Below are 26053 nucleotides of genomic sequence, written 5' to 3' on the forward strand. Positions count from 1 at the left end.
GCTGCCTTAATCAACCAGCCTGTTTTGTCTTATTTTTAGGCGCTATAAAAGTACGTATAGGCTTGATCGTCATTCGGAAAGCCCTTTCTTGGCTTGTGTATTCAATAATGAATACAAACTGATAATCAGCTTTTAATTGTGAGGAAACGGGGAGATTCAAGTAAAAAAGTTAAATTTACTCAGCCAAATTTTTTCGTCAATTGTTATTATGAACGCGATTGTACTTGTCTAATGTACCCATCTGACACAGAGCATTCTTTACCATACCTTGAGAACGACCAGGGCATGGCTCAGCAGATCCAGACGTTCGACTGGTCTGTGACTCCCCTCGGTCCGCTCCAGGAATGGCCCCGTAGTTTACTGACTACGGTTGATACGTTATTGGATGCCGATTATCCTGTGTGTCTATTCTGGGGAAGCGAGTATACATTCCTGTTCAACGATGCCTTTGTACTAGCCTTTGGCGACGATACCCCAAACCTGCATCCGGATGCAGCGATCGTCTGGCCGGCCCTCTGGACTACCGTAAAGTCAGAGTTGGATGCCATCCTGAACGGCCGTAGCGCCGGCCGGCTCGACAATGTCCTCATCCCAATCGAGAGAGGGGGTCTGTTACAATCCGCCTACTGGACGCTTTCGTTCAGCCGCGTCAAAGAAACCGGCTCCGTTTGTGGGGTAGTTATCGCCCTGACCGAAACCACACCGCAGGTGTTGACCAATGACTCCCTCGACCAGCTTCATTACTCACTGGAAGCCTGCGACCTGGGCACCTGGGACCTGAACCCGGCGACACTTCTGTTTAGCTGTAATGAGAAAACAAAAGAAATTCTGGGGCTGTCGCAGGTTGATAATAACAGTCTGCAGGCAGCTCTGGACGAGATTATAACTCCTCCCGATCAGTTAGCCGTACAGGACGCCGTACAACGGGCTCTGCATCCATCGTCGGGTGGCCACTATGACATCACGTACTCTATTGTTCACCCGATCACGGGCGAATTACGATTCATCAAGTCAAAAGGTAAAGCGTATTTTGATCGGGCAGGGAAACCCATTCGGTTCGCCGGAACCAATCAGGACATAACCACAGAAGAGCTTTCCAGAAGGCGCAAGGAAAAACTCCAGCAGCTTGTCGAAAATGCCAAAGACTTCATGGCAATGGTGACGATCGACGGGCGCATTACCTACATGAATACGGCGGGGCGGTCGCTGGTTGGCCTGGCAGTCGAACAGGACCTGAACGGCATCGTGATTAGAGATTTTTATTCGGCCGAGCAGTTTCAGGTAGATCAACATGTAATCGTACCCGCCCTCGAAAAAAGCGGGCATTGGTCGGGTGTTGTCTCCGTCAGGCATAGTCAAACAGCCGAAGAAATTCCCTGCTACGGCAACTACGCGCTGGTGTACGATACAATCACCGGCAAGGTCATTTCCCGGGCTGTGACATTCCGGGATCTTCGTCCCGAGCTGGCCGCCCGCAAGGATTTGGAAGAAAGCGAAAAGCGCTTCCGAAACCTGGTGCAGGAAGCCCCCGTAGCCACGGCTATCTACGTTGGTCGTGAGATGAAGATTCAGTGGGCCAACGACGCTATGATAAAGCTATGGGGCAAAGACAAATCGGTCATCGAAAAAACCGTACGGGAAGCGTTACCGGAACTCGAAGGGCAACCGTTTCATGGGCTGCTGGATCAGGTGTATACCAGCGGAAACATGTATCAGGCAACCGAAGACCGGGCCGATCTGGTAGTCGATGGCCTATTGCAAACGTTCTATTTTAATTTCAGCTACAAACCGCTGCGGGATACGGAAGGCAACGTCTACGGCATCCTGAACATGGCCATCGACGTAACGGAGCAGGTGAAGACCAAACGGCGGCTGGAAGAGAGCGAAAAGAATTTCCGGAACCTGATCATGCAGGCTCCTATTGGGATCTGCCTGCTTACGGGCGATGACTTCCGGATCGAACTGGCCAATGATCAGTACATGGAACTTGTGGGTAAATCGCTGGACGGGTATTTATACCGACCCATCTGGGATTTATTACCGGAAGCTAGGGAACAGGGGTTCGATGATTTGCTGAAACAAGTAAAGCAGACCGGAACGCCTTATTTTGGGTATGAACAGGAAGTTATCCTTGTTCGAAATAACAAGCCGGAAACCTTGTTTATCAATTTCGTTTATGAACCGCTACTCAATGAAGACGGCAACACGCATAGTATTCTGGTCGTTGCCATCGACATTACCCAGCAGGTCACGTCCCGGCGTCTGATCAAAGAAGCTGCCGACCGGGCCCGCCTGGCCGTAGAGTCTGCCAAACTGGGAACGTACGAAGTCGATATCCTAACGCAGAAAGTTATATCGTCGCCCCGTTTCCTCGATCTCTTCGACGCCGATGAAACGGCTGAACATGCTGAATACATCTCCCGGGTTCATCCGGATGACCTGCCTCTGCGGAAAGCAGCGCACGAAAAGGCCCTCCAAACGGGTCTTCTCACCTACGACTGCCGGATTATCCGACGCGACGGCACCCAGAACTGGCTACAGATTTTCGGGCAGTACTATTTCAACGAGGAGAACCAGCCCGTTAAAATCATCGGCATCGTACAGGATATTACGCATCAGAAACTGGCCGACGAGGAGCGGGAAAAATTTCTGTCGATCTCGCACTACAGCCGCGATTTCATTGGCATGTGCGATATGCAGATGAAAACGCTTTTCGTTAACAAAGCGGGAGTCGATATGTTGGGGATCGAAGGAAACGTACTGGAAGCCAGCCCCTGGGACTGTTTCTTTCCGGAAGACCACGCCTACCTGAACGATCATTTCTATCCGATGGTGAAGCGGGATGGACATGGCGAGGTAGAGATACGGTTCCGCCATTTCAAAACCAATCAGCCAATCTGGGTTATCTACAGCGTGTTCATCATCCACGACAGCAAGGGCGAACCCGCCGTAATGGCAACCATCAGCCGGGATATTACCGAGCGGAAAACCATGGAAGCTGAACTGGAACGTCGCGTCAAAGAACGTACCGCCGAACTGGAACGACTCAACGAAGAGCTTCAGCAGTTTACCTTCGTTTCCAGTCATGACCTGAAAGAACCCCTGCGAAAAATTCAGCTTTTTGCCGGATTAGCCCAGCAGGAGGCTACGCTGTCGGACACTTCGCTGGTCGGCCATCTGGAAAAAATCAAGCAGTCGGCAAATCGTATGTCGGGCTTGCTGACCGACCTGCTGAATTATTCTATCCTGGCAAATCCGGAGAGGGTTTTTGAAGACGTTGACCTCAATGAGGTGATTCGGGACATCGAGGACGACAACGAACTGCTGATTCAGGAGAAAAATGCGGTGCTACGGACCAACCGGCTGCCAATCCTACAGGGTATTCCATTCCAGTTGAAGCAACTCTTCTATAACCTCGTCAACAACGCGTTGAAATTCAGCCGGACAGACGTACCTGCCCTGATTCAGATCATCGCAGCCGAATTGACGTCCGACGAAAAACGCGCCCTTCAGCTTCCCGGCGACGATACGTATTTCAGTATTCATGTTATCGACAACGGGATCGGTTTCCGGCAGGAATTTGCGGAAAAGGTGTTTGTTGCCTTTCAGCGACTGAACGATAAAAACCTCTACTCGGGTAACGGCATCGGCCTGTCGATCTGCAAGAAGATTGTAGAGAATCACAAGGGTAAAATCACCGTTCGGTCGGCCCTTGATCAGGGAACCGTTTTCACCCTGATTCTTCCCCGGCAGCAGTAACGTTGTCACAAAAGCAAGCTCGCTGAACTCGCTAATAACCTAACTTACACTAAATAGAAAGGCCCGACAGGATAAACTGTCGGGCCTTTCTATTTAGAAACAACATCCCGTGCCTTAATTAATCTTCAGCACGGCCATGAAGGCTTCCTGCGGAATCTCGACGTTGCCGACCTGGCGCATCCGCTTCTTCCCTTTTTTCTGCTTTTCGAGCAGTTTCCGTTTCCGCGAAATATCACCACCGTAACACTTGGCCAATACGTCCTTGCGCAGGGCTTTCACCGTTTCGCGGGCGATGATCTTCTGACCGATGGCCGCCTGAATGGCAATCTCGAACTGCTGACGTGGCAGCAGCTCGCGCAGCTTTTCGCAAAGTTTTTTACCCCACTCGTATGCTTTGTCGCGGTGCACGATCGCCGACAGCGCATCGACCCGGTCGCCGTTGAGCATGATATCCAGCTTCACCATGTTCGATTCGCGGTTGCCCATGAACTCGTAGTCGAGCGACGCGTACCCACGCGAGATAGTTTTCAGCTTGTCGAAGAAGTCGAACACGACCTCGGCCAGCGGCATCTCAAACTGAAGCTCCACCCGGTCGGCGGTCAGGTACACCTGGTTCTTCAGGATACTCCGCTTTTCCATACAAAGGCCCATAATGGCACCAACGTATTCAGCCTTACTGATGATCTGCGCTTTAATGAACGGCTCTTCAATCCAGTCAATCGAGCTGGGATCAGGCATATCGGCCGGCGCCGACACAATCAGCGTTTCGCCCCTGGTCGTAATCACTTCAAACCGCACCGACGGCACGGTCGTGATCACGGTCATGTCAAACTCGCGCTCCAGACGCTCCTGCACAATCTCCATGTGCAGCATCCCGAGGAAGCCGCACCGGAAACCGAAGCCAAGGGCCGCCGACGTTTCAGGTTCCCACACCAGGGCCGCGTCGTTGAGCTGGAGTTTTTCCATGGCTTCGCGCAGGTCTTCAAACTCACTGGTATCCACCGGATAAATACCGGCAAACACCATCGGTTTTACTTCCTCAAAACCCTGAATCGGCGAGCTCGCCGGTTGCTCAATGTGCGTGATGGTATCCCCCACCTTCACTTCCTTAGCCACTTTGATGCCGGAAATCAGGTATCCTACGTCGCCACACTCGATTACATCCTTCGGTTCTTTGTCAAGCCGGAGCGTACCGATTTCGTCGGCGAAGTATTCTTTGCCGGTCGCCATGAACTTAACGCGGTCGCCCTTGCGGATACGGCCGTTCACGTTCCGGAAAATAACCTCAATACCCCGATACGAATTAAAGACCGAATCGAAAATCAGGGCTTGCAGCGGCCCGTTGGGATCACCTTTCGGAGCCGGAATACGCTCGACGATAGCCGCCAGAATTTCGGGAACGCCGATTCCTTCCTTGCCACTCGCCGGAATGATTTCGTCGCGTTCGCAGCCGAGCAGGTCCACCATTTCGTCCTTCACCTCCTCCGGCATGGCACCCGGCAGGTCAATCTTGTTCAGGACAGGGATGATAACGAGGTCGTTGTTCATCGCCAGGTACAGGTTCGAGATCGTCTGCGCTTCAATCCCCTGCGAGGCATCGACCAGCAGCAACGCGCCTTCGCAGGCGGCAATCGACCGCGACACTTCATAGGAGAAGTCAACGTGGCCCGGCGTATCGATCAGGTTGAGCGTGTAAGTTTCGCCTTGATACGTATAATTCATCTGGATGGCGTGGCTCTTGATGGTGATGCCCCGCTCCCGCTCCAGATCCATATCGTCCAGCAATTGCGCCTGCATATCGCGCGCTCCGACGGTCTTGGTAAATTCGAGAAGCCGGTCGGCCAGCGTACTTTTGCCGTGGTCAATGTGGGCGATGATGCAGAAATTCCGGATATGTTTCACGTAGCTAATTACGGTTTATAACGTACTATCCATAACGTAGTTGCTATAGGTGTACATTCATAAAACACAAAATTAGACAAAAATGTCCGTTGCTATACTGCGAATGACGATTTAGGTTCAACAGCTTTTTTGGCCGATCCTTTGGATGAGCCAGACCAACATTCAACAAAAAACCGCGACATACCAGGTATACCGCGGTTTCTGATCTGCTTCTGGATTCGTTTATCGACGAGGTGGCTGGCTTTTAGCACCCTCCGACCGGTTGGCCGACTGCTTTCGGCGCATTCGATTCTCTTTACGCGTGGCCTTGTCGACCCCACGTGGTGAGCCCGAGCTTGTCAGTTCAGACTGGCGGGTACTGTCGCCGGGCACAATGCCCAGCATCCCCGACCCGACCGCCGTTACGGTCATGCTGTTCACATTGCTCGTTGGGGTATTTACGGTCTGTCCGCTATAGTAACCGGCTCCCGTTGAAGCCGTTGAGCCGCCACTCTGCCCACCCGTCATTGACTGAGCCTGAACAGAAAGCGCCCCCATAGACACCGCGATCGCTCCTATCATTATGCCTGCTTTCATATCCGTGTTTATTTAGCGTCTGTTCTTTTATTAACCACCAGCGGAAGAGAAAGGCCAGCCATAGGAGTCGATCTGAGCGAATGGCACCTGGCACAGACAGCCTGTAAAACAAACAACGCCGGTCTCATCGCGGAGCCGGCGTGTCTAATTACACTTCATCAACAAACTAAAAACCAAATTTCGCGTTTTTATTCGAATTAATCGAACAAATCTGGCTGTAGGAGGGGGACTCGAACCACCCACGGTGCAGTTAGCCACAGTACAACATCTGGTGGTCAACCCCAGTCGCTCCGAAGAGCGGCATTATGCTGCGTTTATCCCGTTATCACCACCCCCGAGACAGGAGGGCACGTCTGCCAATTTCGACACCCTACAGTGTGAGAAAACTTCGCCAAATTATCCGCCGTATGACCTCGTTCGTTTAACTTGACATTGCAAAGTTAATATAAACGCCCTATCTATTGCAAATTTTTTATGAAAATTTCTAAAAATTTAGAAAAACCATAAAAAATGACTATCATTGTTGACACTTCTCAAAAACCACGTAACTATGTCGGAGAAAAATTTAGAAATTGATAATGTCGATCTGAAAATCTTAACCTTACTGATGCAGGACGCCAACATGCCTTACACCGAAATTGGTAAGCGTATCTTTGTATCGGGGGGTACGGTACACGTCCGGATGAAAAAAATGGAGCAGATGGGTATTGTAAAGGGCTCCCAACTGGTTATTGACTACACCAAACTTGGCTGGGATATTAGTGCCTTCCTGGGAATATACCTCGATAAAAGCTCCCTGTACGAGGAAGTAGCGGTTGAACTGATGAAAATTCCGGAGGTGGTCAATATCCATTATACCACAGGTGTTTACAGCATTTTCGCCAAGATTGTCTGCCGCGATACCCAGCACCTGCGCGAAGTGCTGCACGACAAAATCCAGAAAGTGCAGGGCATTCAGCGCACCGAAACCATCATTTCGCTGGAAGAGAGCGTAAACCGACCGATTCCGTTCGGGGAACTGAAGGAGTAATTTGCGTTATAGCTTCACCCGGTACAGCCAGAACGGATACTCCACTTTATCCTGACCTTCGTTGAACTTCGGTAACCGCTCGTACTGAGCGACTGTTACGTACAGGTATCCATCTGCGCTGACCGCGTAGCTATCAGGCCAGCGCAGCCGCTCGTCGGTCACGACGGTTTCAAATTTTCCAGCCGGAGTATAACGACGAATGGTTTTGGCCGGCGAATCGCCCATGTATACGTTGCCGGCCCGGTCGGCGATCATCCCGTGCGAAAACCCGGCGTCGCCCAGGTCCTCCACACCAGCCGCGACCTGTTCGGGTGCCAGAGTCGAATCTGTCAGGAAGCGAGTCTGGATACGGTATAGCCGTTTTTTTGTGATGGGCCGGTAGTAGAGATACCTAAAGTCTGGCGTCAGCGCAATACCATTCACGTTGCTGGAAAAGGGCTTGCCGGACCGATCGCGAACCTCCTTGCCGTCGATCGTCATCACTACGTTCGGGTCGGCGGTAGTAGACGCGTGCTTCTGAAGCAGGCTACGGCTCTTCCCGGTTTTCAGATCAAGTACAACAAGGCACGCCCGGCTCGGGTCTGAAAGGTAGGCAACCTGCCGACGCGCATCCACCTGAACGTCGTTCAGCCCGGCCTGATTCAATGGCAGGTCGTTGAACCGATACACGCGGGTAACCTGATTCGTGCGGAGGTCAATACGAAGAAGTTTAACCCCGGCGGGTTTCGGTTTACCCAGATTTGGATTGGCCGGGTCGAGCGCCCACAAAATATCATCGTCGTCAATGAACAGGGCCTGTAAGCTGATGAAATGCTGCTGTGGAGCCGTTGTATCCCATCGGTTCCAGTCGGCATCCGGATACGGTCGGCGCTGCCCGTCTTTCGTCATTTCAACCAGCCCGTACTGGTACTGATCGGTCCAGTGCGGGAAGCTTACGAACATCCGGCCAGACTTCGAAATGGCCAGCCCAACCGGCTGATAGCGCCCGAACGAGTGAACTTTTTCGAGCACCCGACCGCCCGACTGAGCCAGGAGAACCGTTATGGCAACGCACCCGATCAGCAGCGTAAAAAGGCCCTTTTTCATGATGAAAAATGTCATCTTACAGAAGAAGAACCCTCATGAGCCGGTTTTGTTGACCATTTTTTTACAACATTGTGGACAAAATTTCGGAGCACCTTGTTATATAAGCCAACGTAATTCGATTCATGCAACCTAAGATTCACGCTACTACCGTTGTTGGCATCCGACACAACGGACAGGTTTCCCTCGGAGCCGATGGGCAGGCAACCATGGGCAATACAGTCGCCAAAAGCAATGTACGCAAGGTTCGCACCCTGATGGGTGGGAAAGTACTGGCGGGTTTTGCCGGCTCAACGGCCGATGCCTTCACCCTCATTGAACGGTTTGAAGAAAAACTCAACAGCTACGGTGGTAACCTGAAGCGGGCAGCCATCGAACTGGCTAAAGACTGGCGCACCGACCGCTACCTCCGTCGGCTCGAAGCGATGCTGATCGTGGCGACTAAAGACGATCTGCTCGTTATTTCAGGTACCGGCGACGTACTGGAACCCGATAACGACATTGCCGCTATTGGCTCGGGCAGTATGTACGCGCAATCAGCGGCTGTCGCGTTAAAAAAACACGCAGCGAATCTGTCGGCAGAGGAGATGGTGCGTGAAAGCCTGCACATTGCTGCCGATATCTGCATCTACACCAATCATAATCTGACCGTCGAGACGTTGTAACATTGGCTTGAAACCAGGGGCCTCTGTTCGCATACCCTGGTTTAATCCCAAAACCAACCGCTTTTATTTATATTTGCTACGTTTATATACGTCGCGTTATGAATTTCATCCGTCAATTACTGCCTCGCACCACGAACCGACGCATTGCGTTGGGATTTGCGGTAGCCTTGGTGATGATTGCGGTGGGCTTCCTGATGTCTTTCTACAGCTATACCCGCAATGGTGAAGATAGCACTGAAGTCCGGCGAACGTATCAGACGATGGGGCAGTTGGAAGATATTCTCTCGACGGTTAAGGACCTCGAAACCAGCGTACGAGGGTATATGCTCAGTGATGACAGGTCGTTCCTGGAACCCTACAAAGCGGCCCTCATCTCGTTGCCCAAACGTATACAAACGCTTCGAAAAAGCTTGGCCGACAACCCTTTGCAGCAGCAGCGGGCCGATAGTCTCGCCTGGATGATCGAAGAAAAAATGGTGTATGCCAACCGTTTGCTTCGGGAAGCCGGCAATATGGATTCGCGTGTGCGGCCTATTTACCTGCGGCTGGGAAAAGTGAAAATGGATCAGATCCGACGGGCCGTCGCCACGATGATGGAAACCGAGCAGGCGCTGATGAAAGAACGAATGGCTCAGTCGGCCCGGTCGTATCGAAATACGCTGTTGATTATTTTTGCCCTGTCGGTGCTGACGTTCATCAGTTTGATCATGTCCTACACCGTGCTGGAAAACGAATTGGACCAACGGCAACGTACGGAAGACCAGCTCCGGTCGTATGAACAGGAACTGCGGGAGAAAATCCGGCAGTTGGAAGTGTCGAACGAAGAACTGGAACGTTTCGCCTTCGTGGCATCGCACGACCTGCAGGAACCACTCCGTAAGATTCAGTCGTTTGCGGACCTGATCACCGAACGTTATCGAACACTCCTCGACACCGACAGCCAGATGTTCATGCGTAAGATTACGCATTCGGCTGAACGGATGTCCCGCTTAATCAAAGACCTGCTCAACTTTTCGCGGGTGTCGAACGAACGAACGGGCTTTCGGATGGTACGTCTGGGCGACATTGTGCAGCGGGTTCTGGACGATCAGGAATTGCGGATTAAGGGAATGGACGTCGACGTATCTGTAGATCGGCTGCCGGCTATTGAAGCGATACCGGTTCAGATGGACCATCTGTTTACGAACCTGGTGTCAAACGCACTTAAGTTCACGCGGCCGGGGGTTCGGCCGATGATCAGGATACGCGCGCAGATAATCGATGGCAGCCTGTATCCTGAATTAGTTCCGCAGAAGAGTTACGTAGAAATTACCGTCGAAGACAACGGCATTGGCTTTGACGAAAAATATTTAGACCATATTTTTAAGGTTTTTCAGCGACTGCACGGCAAAACTGTCTTTGAAGGCACCGGCATTGGTTTGGCTATCTGCAAACGGATTGTGGTTCATCATCATGGCCACATCACCGCCCGCAGCCAACCGGATCAGGGCTCGGTTTTCGTGGTGGTTCTTCCCGAACAGCAGTCGACTTTAGACTATGAGCAATCAACTTCAGGCGAAACCTATTCATATTTTGCTGGCTGATGATGATGAGGACGACCGGTACCTCACTCGTGAAGCGTTTCACCAGCACTTTCCAGTCAGTAAGATGTCGTTCGTAGAGGACGGCGAAGAGCTTATGGAGTTTCTGTGTTTTACTGGTCGCTACGCCAATGCCAGTCATAACCTGCCGGAGTTGATCCTGCTGGATCTGAACATGCCCCGAAAAGACGGCCGCGAAGCCCTGCGCGAGATCAAAGCCAGTGATCAGCTGCGCCACATCCCGGTGGTGGTACTAACGACCTCCGATGCTAAAGACGACATCGAAACATCGTACTACAACGGAGCGAATAGTTTCATTACCAAGCCCTCAACGTTCCAGCGACTTAGCGAAGTGACCAAAGCCATCGGTCAGTACTGGTTCAACGTAGTCACTATCTGCGAGCACGAAGTAGAAGGATAGTAAAGAGGAGACAGAATTCGGTTTACGGTTTTCAGTGGCAGAGGCCAGCACGAATTGCCGGAACGTCGGCCACCAAAAACCGTAAACCGAATTCCAGCCACCGTACCCCTCCCCTCTATCACTTCCCCGTCAGGCCGACCAGCCCGGCCATTATCTTCTCCAACTGCGCCGTTACGGCCCGATTCTGTCCAGTCGTATATTTATTGACCAGTACGGCAAACGTCATCAATTCGCCGTCGGCTGCCGTGAAATACCCGGCATAGGCCCGCACCCCTTCAATCGAACCACTTTTGGCTCTGATGTTCCCGGCAGCCGCTGTTCCGCGGGCCAGTGATCGAACGGTACCGGTTTCGCCGACCACGGGGATGGTACCGTAAAACTGCGGAAACACCGATTCGCGGCTCATGGCGCTCAGAATTCCGGTCATATTGTCGGCTGTCAGTCCGCCGACTGTCGATAATCCGCTGCCGTCCTTGATACGAAAGCCGTCCAGGTTCACTCCTTTTTTACCCCAGAACTCCGTGATCACCTTTATGGACGCATCCGTCGACCGAACCGTTTTGTCGAGCGACACGGCCGTTGTACGGAGCAGCGCTTCGGCGTAGAGGTTGATACTCTGAAAATTGGTTTGCTGCGCCAGTTCGAGCAGCGCCGGCGATTTCTGCTGATGCAGTACCGTTCGCTTAGCCCCCACGACTGGTACCGTAGCGGGCAGCCCCCCTCCTATCGACGCTACCGGCCCCGACACGGCTACCCCATCACGCTGTAATTGGTCACGCAGGGCAAAGGCGGCAAAATAGGCCGGATCAGGCAACGCCCCCTTGACACTGAATTCGCTGTTCCGCGCTGATGTGCTGAGTGGTACCTGCCCCGTCAGCCATTGCTGCGTGGCAAACGGGGCACCGTAGATGTTCACCTGATCGCCGGTTCCGGCCGCATCGGTTGTAACGCTGTTCATAAACGTCATGTACGGCAGGGCTGGGTCCGTGCGCAGCACACCGGCCGCTGCCCCGATTGTTCGACCGGGTTTGAAAAATACGCGGTACAGGTTTTCATTGATGTTAAGCGCGCTCAGGCTGGCTCCGTAATAATTACCCAGATCGCCATATGGCCACGTATCGGGCGTGGTCAGGTCACCGTACAGCGAGGCATCGCCCACAACGGAGCCCTGTACCTGCCGAATCCCCGCCTTTCGGACCGCATCTGACCAGATGGTCTGTACCGTAGCCAGGTCTGGATAGCCCGTGTATCGCCAGCTACCCAGCGATGGATCACCCGAACCCCGAATGTACAGATTGCCCGTCAGCACACTGTCTTTGATCGTGCCGTCGTATTCGAGCGTAGTTGTGTACGTATACGTACTACCCAGCACCACCAGGGCGGTGCCGGTCGTAATCAGTTTCAGCGTCGAGGCCGAGGGTAAACTTAGGCGGGCGTTGTAGCCAATCAATTCCTGTCCATCGCGGGCACGCCGAACCGACAGCGCTACGGTGCCAAAGCGGGCGGCCGGTCCAGATTGAAAAGCTTCGACAGTAGCCAGCAGGCGTTGAGTCGCTACGGTATCGATGGTACCCGGCTGAACGGGCGGCAGGTCCTGGGCCGACGCAGACATGACCGTCCAGCTCAGAAACAGACTGACACAGAGCCAACGGAACGTGAACATGGGCATAAAGTGAACTAAACGGTAGTTAGGCGATTCGGGCTTCATTTCGTAAGTTTGCAAAAAGACTAAAAATAAACCTATAATTGTCTATAAATCAGTCTATTGTATAGTATTTTTATGTGAAAAATAAAAACAATAGTAAAACATAGTCGATAATTACGGATGTTTAGCCAGTTGTTCGCCCGAAATTTCATACACTTTACGTAGTGCCTTGCGGTCACCTGATTCATCACCGATTGAGCGCAAAGGGTCACCTTCCGCCCGTAGTAAGTACTCCGCTGAAATACGGCTTTCAACCAGACAGACCTTTTCGATGGTGGAATAACTTGGTTTACGCTCCCCATTGATGATGTTGTAGAATGTGCCTGGAGGCATCTCGCAGGCCTCAGCCATTGCCTTGATTGACCAGCCAGCCGCCCTGATGGCAGTGTCGAGTCGCTTATTGATCGTATCGTGTTCCATACTACAATAGTACGTAATGATTAGCTATCTAATCAAATAGATTAAACAATCTCACAAAAAGATTAGGAATTTAATCAAAACGATTTGCAAATCTAATCAAAACGTTATAGTTTTGATTATCGATCAATTTAAAACTAATCAGGCCATGAATACATCATCTTTCAGAACTTGGTTCAAGCAACTCAAAGCTGAGGTCGTCAAGGTTAACCCAGCTTTCACTGCGGGGTGCTTTGACCGTTTGTTTCGGGCGTATGCCTACATGGACTATTCGGTTCGTTCACTCACGCCCCAGCAGGCAGCCGCTCAGTATGCTTTGTAATGTTTAATCGTTAAACCTCCTTTTATATGTATCGCAACGTAGACGAATTGACCGGGGATATTACCTGGAACATCAAGTGCTTGGCGCCGGGTCGCCCTAAACAGTACCGGTTTAATGGGCAAACCGGCCGCTTCAATCTGAATGGAACCAAAGACATGGGCACCTCTTTGAGTATCCAGCCAATAACATGGCGAATCTTTGAGGATAACCTTTTTGGTCGAGAACGTTTTGAGCAATGGGCCGAACTGTTCTTTGTGGATGAAACGGGAGCCTTATCCACCATTATGTTCAACAATAACAGCGTCAATGAGCTATTTAACCTAATTGAACCGCTGTTTTACGATGATTTGACCTTAGCTGACGTAGTGTTAACAGTCACTTCGGAGAAGCATACCAACGAAAAGGTAACCCCAAAAGGAACGTGGTACCTGGCCAAGTTTGAGTATGCGCCAGCTGACCCTGCGGTTGTTGCTGAATTGAAAGAGTATGCCAAATACCATCCGGTTTATCGAGCTGATACGCTTTCGCCCAGTGCAGTCCATACGCTAATAGCTGAAAACTTCGCTTTTGGCTTGAATTTGCCAAAGCCAGCCGAATTGCAGCAGGCTGCTTAATAATCTTTCACACCTGCCCGCTACTGGAATAGGTAGCGGGCTTTAATCAACCTTTTAGGATGAAAACTGGAATTGAATTAATCGCCAAAGAGCGAGAAGAACACACCACAAAACACGAGTGGACACCTGAGCATGACGATCAACAGGATCAGTCACAACTAGCTACGGCAGCGGTGGCGGTTTTACTGATGGATACACACGTCGACATTTGGGTTGGATCAGGTGAAACAGCCTTTTCGGTTTGGCCCTGGAAAGAAATTGATCCGTGGTTCATCAATATCCAGAAGAAAAGCCGAATCGATCAGTTGGCGGTAGCTGGGTCGTTGATTGCGGCTGAGATTGACCGTCTGCAACGATTGTCTGCAAAAGAAGCTACCTCTGCTGCTTAAAAACTAACCCAACCCGCCCGCTACCAGAATCAGTAGCGGGCATAACTCACCCATCTTCCAATGACCTCCGCTGCACCAACCTCCACGTTTCTGGATAGCTTCTACGGTCTTGATGCGCATATTCTACGTAAAAACGATTTGGGTAGTCTGGCCGACCTGTACCGGTTTCGGCACTTTGCCGCCTGTCAGCAGGACGATCTGAACCCCGTATCGAAGTTGCTACTCAATGGGTGGAGTGCTGAATATGCTTTGCGTATAACGCCCATCGTCAATGATGAACAGTATTTGCAAAGTTCGCTGCACTGGACATTCCCCCAGGCGTATTATAGTATCCACTTTACAGCCCGGGCGTTTCTGGCTGTGCAGGGGCTATGGCTCAGCAATGAAGAGCTGATTGGTAAGCGTCTGGCGAACTACGTTGTCAATGGGTTCTATCCCGAATCGCTTGGTTTCTATGCGTATGGATTTGGAGACACGTATAGGGTTTGCCGTTTATCGGATTCTGCTGACGAAAAACAAGTGGCCGACCTGCTTCATTCAACCCGCACTCGTCAGTTCAAGCGAGCTAAGGAAGCGCTGCAAGCCAATCCCAAAACCGCCTTACGCCGTCCGGCTACCGGTGAGATACTGACCCGGTTCAGTGCCAATCAGTACAAGGAGCTCTCGCGTCACATCGGTTACACGACTTATTACGACGTCATGAAGCGGCTCCGTATCTCATCGGTTAATCGGGATCTGGAACGGACGTTTGGGGCTACCGATGAGGTTGATGTACGTTCGTTTCATGCGTCGCTGGTCAGGATCGTGTCCCATATCAATTCGGTACATGAAGCCTACATCTGCAAAAGCGTAGGCTATCTGAATTACTGCCAGATCGTCAACAACCTGCCTTTCTACCTGCGTGAAAACTTCGTAGGGGAACGTCTCCATAGCAACAAAATCAATCCCATGTGACGGGCTTTTACTCGCAATCCCATGAGCGACACGAATCAAACTACCCAGGCGCAAGAAACCGGTCTTTCGCTAAATACCGACCTCGGCCGTGAACTCTTACAGGCTTCGATTGACGACTACGTTGCGACGCTGGATAAACTATCACCCGAGTGCAACACCCCCGACGATCAGGCGCGGCTACTCAAACACATGGTTGAGGGCAAGCAGCTGATCAATCTGATCGAGTCGGAGCGAAAAAAGATCACCAGCGAACTGGACGCGCTGAAACAGAAATGGATGAACGCGCAGCGGAAATTCCAAAAGCCTATTCAGGATGCGATGGCGCCGTTTGTGGCTGCCGTTGAACAGTATAACCGCGAACAGATCCGGCTCCGTCAGCAGGCTGAAGCGATGCAGCAGCAGGCCACCCAGCAGCAGATTCAGCAGACTGGTGAAGCCGACTGGCTGGCCCCCGCCGTGCCGGTAGTAGCTAGACCCAAAGGGGTGCAGATGCGCTGGAATTATGAGGTAGAAGACTTTTCGAAGGTGCCTGATGATTTCAAGATGCTCAATTCGGGAGCCGTGAGCCGCGTCTGTGGTCCCGATGCGTCGGTGCCCGGTATCCGCTTTTTTAAGGAACCTGTAACGACGATACGCGCATGAGTACGCTCCCACCCATTGAACCAAAGCCGGTTCGCTCGTTCGACATCGACGATCACCCCTATACGGACGGCGATACGATGCAGGTAATCACCCCTGAGCTGGGTTTACTGACTGGCACCATCAAGTTTGAGGATTACAGCCGACCAGCCATCATCACGATGGATTTAGGCTGGGTGACCACGCCCTTACCCTGCCGGATGAATTCACGGCCTGATAGCCCCAATGCCCGACTATCGGCCCGCTTTACCCGACTGGAAGCAACCAGGAACTTCAAGGCCTACTGGTCGAACGAAATCCGGCTGGTGTACTTCTGCAACTGCCGAACCGGCAAGCACACCGAAGTACTGGTTTGGTTTGAGGTCACGCTGGAAGGTAACGTACTGCGTTCTACAGTGATCGGCCGGGATGTCAACGGTAAGCCCCATAATCACCCGCTTGTGGAGGGGCATGAGGATCTAAAGCCTGACGCGCCAATAACCGAGCCAGAGCCAGACGAACGGCCGAAAGTAGATCCGGTTAAGGTCGTTGAGTTTATGCGCTACTGGAAGCGACAAAAGAGCGTTGAGTACTTCAATTTTGACGAGAAGGGCGTTCTGGCCGGTACGCACTCGCCGAACATCGTTCTCAGGAATGGAGCCGGATTTATGCTCGATTGGCCCGGTGATCACGAGAAAGCCGTTCTAGCGGCTGGGCTTGCTCCTCAACTATCCTTATTCTAAAATGAAACCACCCGAAACATTGGTCTACGTTCTGCAAAAAGGCAACGGCAAGATATATTTAGATCATCTTTCTTGTAACTCTTACGTCGGTATTCCGCAAAAGCATGATGTTTTGTACTACGAAGGACGGCAGTTTCAAGTTGTTAACCGAACCTTTCACATCCATTTAGGCGGAGGCATTAAGCAAGTTGATCTTAACGTAACAGAATACGAATGAACGAGATCATTACGTACTTCAAAAACGCCACGGCTGATCAGCTCTTGGGCGGCCTGATCCTGGTGGCTTTTGTAATCTGCATCGTTTACGAAATAATTACCGATCAAGACTAGCTGCTTAGTATATTCGTGAGCTATGTGTTAGTGAAGGCAATCGAACACGTGGTGTACAATCGTTTTAACTAACCCTAGGACCGATGGCACTAGGGTTCTTCGTTAATTGAAGGTGATTTGATTGCAAAAAAAAGCATGACAGAAACCACTATCCTCTTCCAAAACGCCACACTCGATCAATACCTGTGTGGCCTGATCGCTCCAGCATTTGCCCTCTACGTTCTTTACGAGAAAGTAATGGATCAGCTCCGCAGTAGTAACCGCATAAAATGAAAACCTACCGTATCCCGTTTAACGATGCCGGTCAACCCATCGAACACCCTGCCGGTACGTTTCAGACCAAACCTGCCCTACTGGTTGAGGATGTGTATACCGTTCTGCAGGAAACCCTGCAACTGGGTGAGTACGGCGTTAGTGATCAGCAGCGCGTACTGGCCATGACCCGGCTGCTGGAACAGATTTATCAAAAACGCCAAGTGGAGAAATGACCTTGATTTTACGACTGATTCCGATCCTGATCGAACCGAAGATATTTATTGAGTAAGTCTAATCAGAATAAAGTTACGATTGTGGACAAACCCGCTGGCATTGCTGGCGGGTTTTCTTGTTTTAAAGCCCCTCCTATCGTAACGGTTTATCGAATCTATGTATTTGTATTTTACATAGAGAACATCTATACTTGTACATACGTTACCGGTCATCCGGGTACCCACCGTAATCCCTCTATTTCGTGGCCACCATCAATCGCCCCAGCAGGCCCAAGCCATCGGCTCAGCAGGCCGCTATTCGTGCTGCGTTGTCTGCTCAGCAGCAGTCCAATCCCAATCAGGGCCGCGAAAACCCGCACCGGGAAATCTACGGTTCATCGCGCTGGAAAAAGCTCTCCAAGTCATTTCGTGATAAAAACCCTCTCTGTCGGCAGTGTAAGCAAACAGGCCGGTTAACCCCTACGTATTGCGCTGACCACATCGTACCCATCAACGAAGGTGGTGACCCCTGGGACATTGGCAACCTGCAACCGTTATGCCTGAAATGCCACCAGCGTAAGAGTGCTAAAGAAAGCCACCGTAAATCGTAATTAATCATGGAGTCAGTAAGCCCCCCCAAACCCGACTACTCGAAAGGTGAACACCTGAAAGCCCTGCACACCGATAAAGCCTTAAAGGCCTACATCGAAAACGGTGTCTTGCACATTATCACGCCCAAAGGTGAGTATCTGGGATCGATAACCGATGTACGTATTGACCAGCCATTTGGCGCCGTATCCGGAAAGAGGAATGGATTGACTACAGCTAACTTCAAAGGCTTCGTTAATCTTTACGACACCAAAGAAGCCGCCTTGCAGAGTGTTCCCGCTGAAGAACCCCAAATAGAGGTTGGTCAGAAGGTATTTATCATTCGTGGTGAAGGGCTTAGTCAAGAGATTGTATACGTTGAGATTGCACAGATCGCCACCAAACGTATGCGCTTTGGCTCAGATGGCGAAACAATCGAGACGGTAACAACCTATTGGTTCGCTGAACTTAACGAAGACGACACCTACAAAGGCAGATATACTATTTTTCCGTTCATGGGACTAGTCTTTCGTTCGCGTCAGGAAGCCTTAGACCTTATCCAGTTTACCAAGTCTCGTATAAGAAAGGAACAGACGCCCCCCGTTACTGAGAACATCTACTTTAAGGACGGTGCTGCTCACGTAGTCCATGATAAGCCCGGTATGGTATACGATGAGGTGTCAGAACAACCCCGCCAGTACCCCCAGAAACCCCGAAAGCACGACCAGGGGGAGGGGGGTATCGAATCCTAACGACGCGCCCTCTTGCGACCGCACTGTTGCACCAAAAAAAACCGGTGTCAAAATTCGAGGGGTTTTCATAGGGGTATCAACCTATAAACGACTCGCTTAAAAGGAGTTAAGACCCAAAAAGACCCCACCCAAAATTGCCGTTAATTAATACCCACCGTAATTATGAAAGATATCCGAACCGGTAAGCTCGATGACCTGAGCTTTGACCGTCGTAATGCCAACAAGGGTAGCGAGTACGGTAACCACCTGCTCCGTAAATCCATTCAGGAACTAGGTGTCGGTCGCGGGATCGTGGCCGCTGCGGACGGTACCATCATTGGGGGTAACCATGTCGTAGAGACCCTCAGCGATCTGGGAATTGAAAACGTTGTCTTTGTACCCTCTGACGGCAAGACGCTGGTCGTAACCCAGCGCATGGACATCCAGCCCGACTCCAGAGAGTTTCACCAACTTGCCCTCGCTGATAACAAGGTCGGTCAAATCAACCTCCACTTCGATGAGGAAGTTGTCAAGCAACTCGCTACTGACTTCGATTTCGACGCCCACGACTGGGGATTCAACATCGACGACGTGGTTACGGATGAGGAAGAGGAAGCGGAGAAAACGCCCAAGGTGGATGATAAGGTGTCGTTTCAACTAAGCTCCTTCCAACTAGCCGAACTGACTAAGGCGCTGGCTACGGCCAAACTGGAAAAGGCGCTACCAGACGGCAAAGACTCGGACGGGCAAGCGCTGATGGTGATTGTGAAGGAGTACTTATCCCATCGTAGCTAATGGGACCGGGCCGACCTGCCAAACCGACTTCCGTCAAGGTACTGGAAGGGACTTACCGCGCTGATCGTGCCGTTACGGACGAGGTGCCCCCTGAACTACTGGCTGAAATTCCCGATCCACCCGAAGGCCTGGGTGAATGGGGGCAGCGCGAATGGCACGTCGTTACCCGGTGGCTGCATAGTGTAGGGAATCTTGCCGCCACAGACCTCAGCCTGGTGGCGGCTTACTGCAACGAGGTCGACAATTACTGGAGCTACGACGCCAGTGTCAAGAAGATGGGCGCTGTTGTACCCTTCAAAAAAGGCGGGGAGCTCGTCAAACTGCAACGCAATCCGTATACAGTCCTGCGTACAGATGCCCTGACCAACGCGCTTCGCCTGGCGGGTCAGTTCGGCTTTACGCCATCGGCCCGTGCCCGGTTGACAATAGGTGGAAGTGATCCCGCTAAACCCAAGTCGAAGCTGGCTAAACTCATGGACCGCAAGAAGTAACCAAAATGCCACCGTACCCCTTGGAAGATTACAACGAAATCGCTCGGCAATACGAAGAGGATATCCTGAGTGGTCGGATCGTAGCCGGTCGGCTGCTCAGGCTGGCCATTGAACGGCAGCGGGATGATCTGGAGCACGGGCACGAGCGCGGGCTGTACTTCGATCACGACGCCGGCCAGAAGATACTGGACTTTGCTGACTGCGTTAACATCGGCCCCGACCAACCGTTTCACCTGTTCCCGTTTCAGGTGTGGGAACTCTATGTCTTCTACGGCTGGAAACGGGAGGATGGACGGCGTCGGTTTCGTCGTAAATACAAATCGTGCGCCCGGGGTAATGGCAAAACGCCCCTCGAATCCTTGCAGATCCACTACCACCTGACGGTTGAGGGCTTACAGAATGCGGAGGCCTACGTATCAGCTACCAAAGAGAAACAAGCCAAGATCGCCTTCGACGATGCGGTATTGATGCTGGATAATTCACCTGACTTGCAGGAGTACTTAGATCAGTCGGCCGAACAGATTTTTAACCGATCGCTGAACGCCAAGTTCTCGTTTCTGACCTCCAGCCCCAAAACCGCCGACGGTACACGCCCCTCGTTCGCCGTGATCGATGAGTATCACGAATTTGAGAATGACGGGATGGTCAATAAGCTCAGTTCAGGTTTGATCAAAAAGAAAGAGCCGATCATGAGTATTGTCACAACCCGGGGAAGCCATCAGGAGTGGCCATGCTTTCAGAAAGAGCTCAAGGTTTACATTCCGATTCTCGAACGGTCGGTCGAAAACGATTCGTTCTTCGTGGTGATCTACTCCCAGGATTCGGAAGAGGAACTTCAACAGCCCGAAACCTGGCAGAAATCAAACCCGATGCTGTGTGAGGGCGGTATTCTGGATCTGGAGACACTGATTGAGGAGCGGGACGCCAAGATTCTGGAAGGAGAGGAAGGCAAGGTATCCTTTCTGACGCTGAACCTGAACTGGTGGTGTGATGCGCCCCAGGTGTTTATTCCGAACGACATCTGGATAAAAGGTAACGGTACGATCGATATCGAATCGCTCTACGAGCGGGAATGCTGGGCCGGGCTGGATATGGGTCAGACGAACGACTTTTGCGCCCTGTCGTTGTTTTTTCCGCCCGCTGATTGGTCCCAATACGACGAGGATCTGACCGATGAGCAGAAAGAAAAGCTGGTGTATCTGCGTACGCCTACCCGGGTGCCAGGTGAATTTACCTTTCTGTGGTGGTTCTGGATTCCCCGCCTGCGTTACAACAAACGCGTAGCGGATGGGCTGCACTCGCTCCGGGATTGGGAACGCAATAAACTCATCTATGTACAGGAGGGCAACGTGATTGACCCGCGCGAAATTGATGCGAAGCTGCTTGAATTGGCCGGCACCTTCAACATCCGGATGATGACCTATGACCGCTACAACGCCAATGCCACCGCCCTGACCATGCAGGAAAAAGGCGGGGTGCCGGTACTGGAGTTCCCCCAGACGATGCCCATGTACGCCGAACCGACGCGTAGTTTCCGGGATATTGTTTTGCAGGAGCGCATTCGGCACGGTGGGAATCCGATCGCTGAATGGATGATGCGCAACAGCCGACCCATTACCGATACCAACGGCAATATCAAGATCACCAAAGACCCCAAACGCTCACCCGATAAGGTCGATGGTATTGTAGCCGCCATCATGGCCCAGGCGGGCTGGATGTACGACCGTAACGTCGTCAGCAGTAACGTGTATGACCAGCGTGGGTTCCTCGAGTGGTGACCTTCTTAACACAACCCTTTTCCCTATGAGCCAAGCTTTACCCCTTACCGACCACCGTACGACCATGAACGTTAATGACGTGCCGCCCTTCCGTCAGTATTTTGATGGATTGGTTGCCCAAAAGAAGCAAACCATTCACAAAGCGTCTGATCAGGATGCCTTTGATGCGGCTGTCAAGCACGTGGCCGAGGTGTTCGGCTTTGTGCCTGACTTTGAATTTGCCGCCTGGAAAGCCCGCAAAAACGCCCGAAAGTTGAAAAATTCGCCCGAAAAAGGTAAAAAACTCGCCTAAACCGGGTAAAAACCTCTGTTTACCGGCCATCGGTAACTTACGAGTTTTACGGTCACAGAAAGCGCTGCCCTTGTAACCAAGGTTGGATAAAGTTTTCACCCACCGTAACGTAATGTAAATGGCCGGATTCGCTTCGTGGGCATCTGGGTTTCTCAGGGGCTTTACTGCGCCGGAGTCGTCGTCGATTCCGGACCCGGTAGCCCTTGCCCAGCCGACCGACCCGCAGGTTCGAGGCTCTTTAGAGAATCCGGCCACTCCCCTTTCTGACATCACCTCCTGGGAGAGTTTCTTCGGGGGTGGTGAAGCTCCCACTTTTACCGGTATCAACATTTCGCCCGATACGGCGCTGAAAGTTTCAGCCGTCTACCGGGCTGTTGGTCTGATTGCCGAAAACGTAGCCCGGATGGACATCTCCGTCTACCGGGAGACGAACATGGGCCGCGAGGTTGATAAGCGCAATGCGTTTCAGAAGCTGCTGGAATCGGGCGGACCGGATGAGTACATGACCTGGTTTGATTTCTGGCTGACGGCCGTAGCGCAAACCCTGCTACACGGCAACGCGTACGCCCTGATCGATCGGGATGCCTACGCGACACCGTTGTCGATTAGGCTACTGGCACCGGGTCAGTGCGTACCCATCTACATGGATCTGGGACGGACTCGCTATCTCTACTACACCGTGTTTGGGGAGTACGTCGAGAAGCGCAACATCCTGCACTTTAAATGCCTGGGTAATGATGGCGTAATCGGCAAATCACCCATTGCGCTGTTCCGCGAATCGATCGGTCTGGCCCGGGCGGCCGAGGAATACGGTGCTCGTTTCTTTGGCCAGGGCGGTAACATGTCGGGCACCCTGGAAACCGATCAGGTTTTCAAAGATGCGGGGGCGATTGAGCGGCTCCGTCAACAGTTTGCCCAGCGCAACGGTGGGTTGCTGAACGCCCATAAGCCGCTGGTGCTCGAACAGGGCATGAAGTACAACCGGGTGGCCATCCCGCCCGATGATGCCCAGTTCATCGAAACCCGCAACTTCCAGATTGAGGACATCGGCCGAATCTTCGGCGTACCCCAGCACATGCTGGGTAAGCTGGACCGCTCGACCAACAACAACATTGAGCACCAGGGCATCGAATTCAAGAACTACACGATTCTGCCCTGGACCGAACGCATCAGTCAGGAGCTGAAGCGGAAGCTGATTCCGGAAGATCACAAGGCCAGCCGCCAGATCGTCTTTGACGTCGATAAGCTCGATGCCGGGGATGCTACTGCCCGCGGTAACCTCTACAAAACGCTGTTCAACATCGGGGCTATGTCACCCAACGAAGCCCGGCGCAAGGAGAATATGAACCGACGCGAGGGACTTGACGATACGTTCATTCAGGTCAACATGGCCCGCGTCACGCCGGATTCTCACCAACATCAACCTCAGCCCGCGACTCCAAATCCGGGAAACGACAGTCCGACTGAGGATAAACCCTCCAATGAGGCACCATGAGCAAGTTAGAAAAACGCTTATATCAGACCGAACTGGTCGTTGAAGAACGGGCTGCTGACGAGGGCGGTTCGAGTAAGGTATTTTTTCGGGGCATGGCTATCGTCTACGATAAGCCTTCCCGGATGCTCTACCATAAGGAGAAAGGTCCGTTTGTCGAGGTTATCGAGCGGGGTGCTGTTGACGAAAATACCGACCTCGCCGAAGTACTCGCCGTATTCAACCACGACGAAAACCGGCTGCTGGGTGCTAACTACTCGGGTACGCTTCGCTTTGACAAAACCGATGAGGGGGTATCGGTCATCATCGAAAAGCCCAATAACACAGTTGGCAACGACTGCGAAGAGTGGGTACGCCGGGGTGACATTCGGGGTATGAGCTTCAAATTCTTCGTGGCCAAAGACCGCTGGGAGATGAAAGGCGAAGTACTCCACCGCTACGTCGAGAAGATCAGCAAGATCATGGACCTCAGCCTGGTCACGCGGGCGGCTTACCTGCAAACCTCCGTCGATATGGCAGAGGCCGGCACGGCTACTACCCGTTCCATGGCGGACGGTCCCGATGCGGCTCTGACGCGCGGTTACTGGCATTCTGAAACCAAACTGGGACCTGTCAGCGACACTGACAAGGCGTTTTTGGCTGATCTGATCACCCAGTTGCAAAGCCAGATTGACCTCATTGCCAAAGCCATCGCCGGTATCACCGATAACCGCATCAAGCAACTGGCGGCCAGTCGGCTCAGCGATGCCGTGTACGTGCAAAACTGGATTCAGGAGGTGCAGGCTGAACTACTGGCTGCTGAAGCCGAAACGTCGGGCGCCGATGGTGCCATGGCATCAGCCAAACAGCAGCGGTCAGCCACAGAAGCCCCGGACGGCAAACCGTCGGAGGTGCCCACCAACGAAGTACCCACCAATCAAGAACCAGCGAAACAGGAGCCCGAAGCGCGTAGCGTCGAGGGTGATCCCCTGGAATGGTTCAAGCGTAAAAATAGTCTCCACCGTAATTCCTTATCGTCATGAATGACAAACTGAAGGCCCTGCAGGAACAAAAAGGGCGTATTGTAGCTGAGCAGCGCAGCCTAATCGACGCTGCCGAAGGTCGTAGCTTCAACGCGGAAGAGCGTTCCAAGTTTGACCAGCAGGATTCCGACATTTCGGACATCGACCGCAAGATCAAAGCCCTCGAACGCGAAGAGGCTGACAAGCGCTCGATAGCGGAAGTTACTGAGAAGCAGGAAGCTGAGAAGCGGGGCAAGCATGAAGATCAGAATGCGGAGACGGCTCACAAGCAGGCGTTTGATGCGTACCTGCGTCATGGCCTGGGGGAATTGACCGAGTCTGAAAAGCGGTCACTTGGTGGTTTCCACAAAGCCATTGAGGGCGGAGAAACTCGCGCTCAAAACGGTGGTTCGGGTGCCGCAGGGGGTTACCTGGTACCGCGTGAGTTCAGCAACGAAATCGATGTGGCCCTGAAGGCCTACGGTGGTATGCTGGAATTGGGTCGTACTTGGGGAACCGGTACGGGGGCTACTGTCGACTGGCCGACGATGGACGATACGAACGTAAAAGGGCGTATCCTTACCTCTGGCACCAGTGCCGCTACGGGTTCTACTGATTTGGGCTTCGGTTCTAAAACCCTGACCGCCTTTACTTATACCTCAGACCTGATTGCGGTCGACAACGCCTTGATTCAGGACTCAGCCTTCAACCTGGGTGCGCTGATCACCGAAGCCATGGGTATTCGCTTTGGCCGGGTTCAGAACGAGCACTACACGAAGGGCACGGGTTCGGGCCAGCCGCAAGGTGTAGTGGTTGCCGCCGGAGAGTTCACTAATGGCGTATCAGCTACGGGGATCACGGCCGACAACCTGCTTGAACTGCTGCACTCAGTAAACCGGGCCTATCGCAAAAACGCCAAGTACACGCTGAACGATCTGACGCTGGCCGCTGTGCGCAAGCTGAAGGATGCCGAAGGCAAGTACATCTGGAGCATGGGCGATATGCAAAAGGGTGCACCAGCGACTATCTGGGGCTACCAGTATGAGATCAACGACGATCTCGAAGACATCGGAGCCGAGAAAAAATCGGTTGGGTTCGGGGACTTCAAACGCTATATCATCCGCACGGTGGCTCAGCCGCTGATCATCCGGTTGAATGAGCGTTTCGCCGAAAACAACCAGACGGCCTATGTAGGCTTCATGCGTACGGATGGTCGTCTGCTCAACTCAGGGGCCGTCAAGTTCCTCAAGCACGCAGCCGCCTAACCCAGTCCGGGAAAGGTAAGTCATCCCAGCACGTAACCGGTCCTT

The 26053-nt window shown here is 52.3% G+C and carries 28 protein-coding genes; 23 read left to right on the forward strand and 5 right to left on the reverse strand.

Annotated elements, in window-relative coordinates:
* Nucleotides 1-231 precede the first annotated feature (231 nt).
* Nucleotides 232-3759, forward strand: coding sequence for a PAS domain S-box protein (locus BN8_RS16385; RefSeq protein WP_009283029.1), 3528 nt, complete (start codon nucleotides 232-234; stop codon nucleotides 3757-3759).
* 114 nt (nucleotides 3760-3873) lie between these two features.
* Here BN8_RS16385 and lepA read toward each other — a convergent pair whose 3' ends face one another.
* Nucleotides 3874-5661, reverse strand: coding sequence for a translation elongation factor 4 (lepA, locus tag BN8_RS16390; RefSeq protein WP_009283030.1), 1788 nt, complete (start codon nucleotides 5659-5661; stop codon nucleotides 3874-3876).
* 222 nt (nucleotides 5662-5883) lie between these two features.
* On the reverse strand, nucleotides 5884-6237 hold the full coding sequence (locus BN8_RS16395) for a hypothetical protein (protein WP_009283031.1): 354 nt from the start codon (nucleotides 6235-6237) through the stop codon (nucleotides 5884-5886).
* A gap of 550 nt (nucleotides 6238-6787) precedes the next feature.
* Here BN8_RS16395 and BN8_RS16400 point away from each other — a divergent pair.
* Nucleotides 6788-7267, forward strand: coding sequence for an Lrp/AsnC ligand binding domain-containing protein (locus tag BN8_RS16400; protein ID WP_009283032.1), 480 nt, complete (start codon nucleotides 6788-6790; stop codon nucleotides 7265-7267).
* A gap of 6 nt (nucleotides 7268-7273) precedes the next feature.
* Here BN8_RS16400 and BN8_RS16405 read toward each other — a convergent pair whose 3' ends face one another.
* A complete protein-coding gene (locus BN8_RS16405; protein ID WP_144051757.1) occupies nucleotides 7274-8353 on the reverse strand; it encodes an SMP-30/gluconolactonase/LRE family protein in 1080 nt (359 codons plus the stop codon).
* 122 nt (nucleotides 8354-8475) lie between these two features.
* On the opposite strand from BN8_RS16405, the gene hslV reads away from it, so the two are divergent.
* From hslV to BN8_RS16420, 3 genes are all read left to right on the forward strand, one after another.
* A complete protein-coding gene (gene hslV / locus BN8_RS16410; protein WP_009283034.1) occupies nucleotides 8476-9015 on the forward strand; it encodes an ATP-dependent protease subunit HslV in 540 nt (179 codons plus the stop codon).
* A 98-nt stretch (nucleotides 9016-9113) separates the two neighbouring features.
* Nucleotides 9114-10598 carry a sensor histidine kinase gene (locus BN8_RS16415; protein ID WP_009283035.1) on the forward strand — a complete coding sequence of 495 codons (1485 nt, stop codon included), beginning with the start codon at nucleotides 9114-9116 and terminating at the stop codon, nucleotides 10596-10598.
* Complete coding sequence (locus tag BN8_RS16420) at nucleotides 10552-11016, forward strand: response regulator (protein ID WP_009283036.1); 465 nt, start codon at nucleotides 10552-10554, stop codon at nucleotides 11014-11016. Before BN8_RS16415 ends, BN8_RS16420 begins: the two co-directional genes overlap by 47 nt.
* Before the next feature lie 118 nt (nucleotides 11017-11134).
* Here BN8_RS16420 and dacB read toward each other — a convergent pair whose 3' ends face one another.
* Together dacB and BN8_RS16430 are read right to left on the reverse strand one after the other, a co-directional pair.
* Nucleotides 11135-12679: a D-alanyl-D-alanine carboxypeptidase/D-alanyl-D-alanine endopeptidase gene (dacB, locus tag BN8_RS16425; protein ID WP_229368092.1), complete on the reverse strand. Its 1545-nt coding sequence runs from the start codon at nucleotides 12677-12679 to the stop codon at nucleotides 11135-11137.
* 156 nt (nucleotides 12680-12835) lie between these two features.
* Nucleotides 12836-13141, reverse strand: coding sequence for a helix-turn-helix domain-containing protein (locus BN8_RS16430; RefSeq protein ID WP_040006171.1), 306 nt, complete (start codon nucleotides 13139-13141; stop codon nucleotides 12836-12838).
* A gap of 145 nt (nucleotides 13142-13286) precedes the next feature.
* Between BN8_RS16430 and BN8_RS33345 the strand changes: the two genes are divergently transcribed.
* The 18 genes from BN8_RS33345 (at nucleotide 13287) to BN8_RS16515 (ending at nucleotide 26008) form a co-directional block, all read left to right on the forward strand.
* Nucleotides 13287-13460, forward strand: a complete 174-nt coding sequence (locus tag BN8_RS33345; protein WP_192579067.1) for a hypothetical protein — start codon at nucleotides 13287-13289, stop codon at nucleotides 13458-13460.
* A gap of 26 nt (nucleotides 13461-13486) precedes the next feature.
* Nucleotides 13487-14074: a hypothetical protein gene (locus BN8_RS16440; protein WP_009283040.1), complete on the forward strand. Its 588-nt coding sequence runs from the start codon at nucleotides 13487-13489 to the stop codon at nucleotides 14072-14074.
* Nucleotides 14075-14133: 59 nt separating this feature from the next.
* Entirely contained in the window at nucleotides 14134-14463 is a 330-nt protein-coding gene (locus tag BN8_RS16445) for a hypothetical protein (protein ID WP_009283041.1), read from the forward strand.
* Nucleotides 14464-14523: 60 nt separating this feature from the next.
* Complete coding sequence (locus tag BN8_RS16450) at nucleotides 14524-15417, forward strand: hypothetical protein (protein ID WP_009283042.1); 894 nt, start codon at nucleotides 14524-14526, stop codon at nucleotides 15415-15417.
* A 21-nt stretch (nucleotides 15418-15438) separates the two neighbouring features.
* Nucleotides 15439-16059, forward strand: a complete 621-nt coding sequence (locus BN8_RS16455) for an OmpH/Skp family outer membrane protein (protein WP_009283043.1) — start codon at nucleotides 15439-15441, stop codon at nucleotides 16057-16059.
* On the forward strand, nucleotides 16056-16778 hold the full coding sequence (locus BN8_RS16460) for a hypothetical protein (protein WP_009283044.1): 723 nt from the start codon (nucleotides 16056-16058) through the stop codon (nucleotides 16776-16778). Before BN8_RS16455 ends, BN8_RS16460 begins: the two co-directional genes overlap by 4 nt.
* Nucleotide 16779: 1 nt before the next feature.
* Nucleotides 16780-16995 carry a hypothetical protein gene (locus BN8_RS33350; protein WP_040006172.1) on the forward strand — a complete coding sequence of 72 codons (216 nt, stop codon included), beginning with the start codon at nucleotides 16780-16782 and terminating at the stop codon, nucleotides 16993-16995.
* 248 nt (nucleotides 16996-17243) lie between these two features.
* On the forward strand, nucleotides 17244-17381 hold the full coding sequence (locus BN8_RS33355) for a hypothetical protein (RefSeq protein ID WP_192579068.1): 138 nt from the start codon (nucleotides 17244-17246) through the stop codon (nucleotides 17379-17381).
* Entirely contained in the window at nucleotides 17378-17596 is a 219-nt protein-coding gene (locus BN8_RS16470; RefSeq protein WP_009283047.1) for a hypothetical protein, read from the forward strand. The genes BN8_RS33355 and BN8_RS16470 overlap by 4 nt, the downstream gene beginning before the upstream one ends.
* A gap of 242 nt (nucleotides 17597-17838) precedes the next feature.
* Nucleotides 17839-18186 (forward strand): HNH endonuclease signature motif containing protein, encoded by a 348-nt coding sequence (locus BN8_RS16475; protein ID WP_009283048.1) that lies wholly within the window; start codon nucleotides 17839-17841, stop codon nucleotides 18184-18186.
* 6 nt (nucleotides 18187-18192) lie between these two features.
* The gene (locus tag BN8_RS16480) at nucleotides 18193-18915 is read left to right on the forward strand and encodes a hypothetical protein (RefSeq protein WP_009283049.1); all 723 of its coding nucleotides are present in this window, start codon (nucleotides 18193-18195) and stop codon (nucleotides 18913-18915) included.
* A 162-nt stretch (nucleotides 18916-19077) separates the two neighbouring features.
* Nucleotides 19078-19689, forward strand: a complete 612-nt coding sequence (locus tag BN8_RS16485; protein WP_009283050.1) for a ParB N-terminal domain-containing protein — start codon at nucleotides 19078-19080, stop codon at nucleotides 19687-19689.
* Nucleotides 19689-20180, forward strand: coding sequence for a phage terminase small subunit P27 family (locus BN8_RS16490; RefSeq protein WP_009283051.1), 492 nt, complete (start codon nucleotides 19689-19691; stop codon nucleotides 20178-20180). Before BN8_RS16485 ends, BN8_RS16490 begins: the two co-directional genes overlap by 1 nt.
* Nucleotides 20181-20185: 5 nt before the next feature.
* Nucleotides 20186-21958 (forward strand): terminase large subunit, encoded by a 1773-nt coding sequence (locus BN8_RS16495; RefSeq protein ID WP_009283052.1) that lies wholly within the window; start codon nucleotides 20186-20188, stop codon nucleotides 21956-21958.
* Between the two features lie 25 nt (nucleotides 21959-21983).
* On the forward strand, nucleotides 21984-22250 hold the full coding sequence (locus BN8_RS16500) for a hypothetical protein (RefSeq protein ID WP_040006173.1): 267 nt from the start codon (nucleotides 21984-21986) through the stop codon (nucleotides 22248-22250).
* 118 nt (nucleotides 22251-22368) lie between these two features.
* On the forward strand, nucleotides 22369-23745 hold the full coding sequence (locus BN8_RS16505; RefSeq protein WP_009283054.1) for a phage portal protein: 1377 nt from the start codon (nucleotides 22369-22371) through the stop codon (nucleotides 23743-23745).
* Complete coding sequence (locus BN8_RS31860) at nucleotides 23742-24764, forward strand: HK97 family phage prohead protease (protein ID WP_009283055.1); 1023 nt, start codon at nucleotides 23742-23744, stop codon at nucleotides 24762-24764. Before BN8_RS16505 ends, BN8_RS31860 begins: the two co-directional genes overlap by 4 nt.
* Nucleotides 24761-26008 carry a phage major capsid protein gene (locus BN8_RS16515; protein WP_009283056.1) on the forward strand — a complete coding sequence of 416 codons (1248 nt, stop codon included), beginning with the start codon at nucleotides 24761-24763 and terminating at the stop codon, nucleotides 26006-26008. The genes BN8_RS31860 and BN8_RS16515 overlap by 4 nt, the downstream gene beginning before the upstream one ends.
* The last annotated feature ends 45 nt before the right edge of the window (nucleotides 26009-26053 follow it).

It is taken from the genome of Fibrisoma limi BUZ 3, assembly GCF_000296815.2.
GTDB lineage: Bacteria > Bacteroidota > Bacteroidia > Cytophagales > Spirosomataceae > Fibrisoma > Fibrisoma limi.

Coding starts and splice junctions, on each gene's coding strand:
- BN8_RS16385 (WP_009283029.1), top strand. CDS start 232: ATGTACCCATCTGACACAGAGCATTCTTTACCATACCTTGAGAACGAC.
- BN8_RS16395 (WP_009283031.1), bottom strand. CDS start 6,237: ATGAAAGCAGGCATAATGATAGGAGCGATCGCGGTGTCTATGGGGGCG.
- BN8_RS16400 (WP_009283032.1), top strand. CDS start 6,788: ATGTCGGAGAAAAATTTAGAAATTGATAATGTCGATCTGAAAATCTTA.
- BN8_RS16405 (WP_144051757.1), bottom strand. CDS start 8,353: ATGAAAAAGGGCCTTTTTACGCTGCTGATCGGGTGCGTTGCCATAACG.
- hslV (WP_009283034.1), top strand. CDS start 8,476: ATGCAACCTAAGATTCACGCTACTACCGTTGTTGGCATCCGACACAAC.
- BN8_RS16415 (WP_009283035.1), top strand. CDS start 9,114: ATGAATTTCATCCGTCAATTACTGCCTCGCACCACGAACCGACGCATT.
- BN8_RS16420 (WP_009283036.1), top strand. CDS start 10,552: ATGAGCAATCAACTTCAGGCGAAACCTATTCATATTTTGCTGGCTGAT.
- dacB (WP_229368092.1), bottom strand. CDS start 12,679: ATGTTCACGTTCCGTTGGCTCTGTGTCAGTCTGTTTCTGAGCTGGACG.
- BN8_RS16430 (WP_040006171.1), bottom strand. CDS start 13,141: ATGGAACACGATACGATCAATAAGCGACTCGACACTGCCATCAGGGCG.
- BN8_RS33345 (WP_192579067.1), top strand. CDS start 13,287: ATGAATACATCATCTTTCAGAACTTGGTTCAAGCAACTCAAAGCTGAG.
- BN8_RS16440 (WP_009283040.1), top strand. CDS start 13,487: ATGTATCGCAACGTAGACGAATTGACCGGGGATATTACCTGGAACATC.
- BN8_RS16445 (WP_009283041.1), top strand. CDS start 14,134: ATGAAAACTGGAATTGAATTAATCGCCAAAGAGCGAGAAGAACACACC.
- BN8_RS16450 (WP_009283042.1), top strand. CDS start 14,524: ATGACCTCCGCTGCACCAACCTCCACGTTTCTGGATAGCTTCTACGGT.
- BN8_RS16455 (WP_009283043.1), top strand. CDS start 15,439: ATGAGCGACACGAATCAAACTACCCAGGCGCAAGAAACCGGTCTTTCG.
- BN8_RS16460 (WP_009283044.1), top strand. CDS start 16,056: ATGAGTACGCTCCCACCCATTGAACCAAAGCCGGTTCGCTCGTTCGAC.
- BN8_RS33350 (WP_040006172.1), top strand. CDS start 16,780: ATGAAACCACCCGAAACATTGGTCTACGTTCTGCAAAAAGGCAACGGC.
- BN8_RS33355 (WP_192579068.1), top strand. CDS start 17,244: ATGACAGAAACCACTATCCTCTTCCAAAACGCCACACTCGATCAATAC.
- BN8_RS16470 (WP_009283047.1), top strand. CDS start 17,378: ATGAAAACCTACCGTATCCCGTTTAACGATGCCGGTCAACCCATCGAA.
- BN8_RS16480 (WP_009283049.1), top strand. CDS start 18,193: ATGGAGTCAGTAAGCCCCCCCAAACCCGACTACTCGAAAGGTGAACAC.
- BN8_RS16485 (WP_009283050.1), top strand. CDS start 19,078: ATGAAAGATATCCGAACCGGTAAGCTCGATGACCTGAGCTTTGACCGT.
- BN8_RS16490 (WP_009283051.1), top strand. CDS start 19,689: ATGGGACCGGGCCGACCTGCCAAACCGACTTCCGTCAAGGTACTGGAA.
- BN8_RS16495 (WP_009283052.1), top strand. CDS start 20,186: ATGCCACCGTACCCCTTGGAAGATTACAACGAAATCGCTCGGCAATAC.
- BN8_RS16500 (WP_040006173.1), top strand. CDS start 21,984: ATGAGCCAAGCTTTACCCCTTACCGACCACCGTACGACCATGAACGTT.
- BN8_RS16505 (WP_009283054.1), top strand. CDS start 22,369: ATGGCCGGATTCGCTTCGTGGGCATCTGGGTTTCTCAGGGGCTTTACT.
- BN8_RS31860 (WP_009283055.1), top strand. CDS start 23,742: ATGAGCAAGTTAGAAAAACGCTTATATCAGACCGAACTGGTCGTTGAA.
- BN8_RS16515 (WP_009283056.1), top strand. CDS start 24,761: ATGAATGACAAACTGAAGGCCCTGCAGGAACAAAAAGGGCGTATTGTA.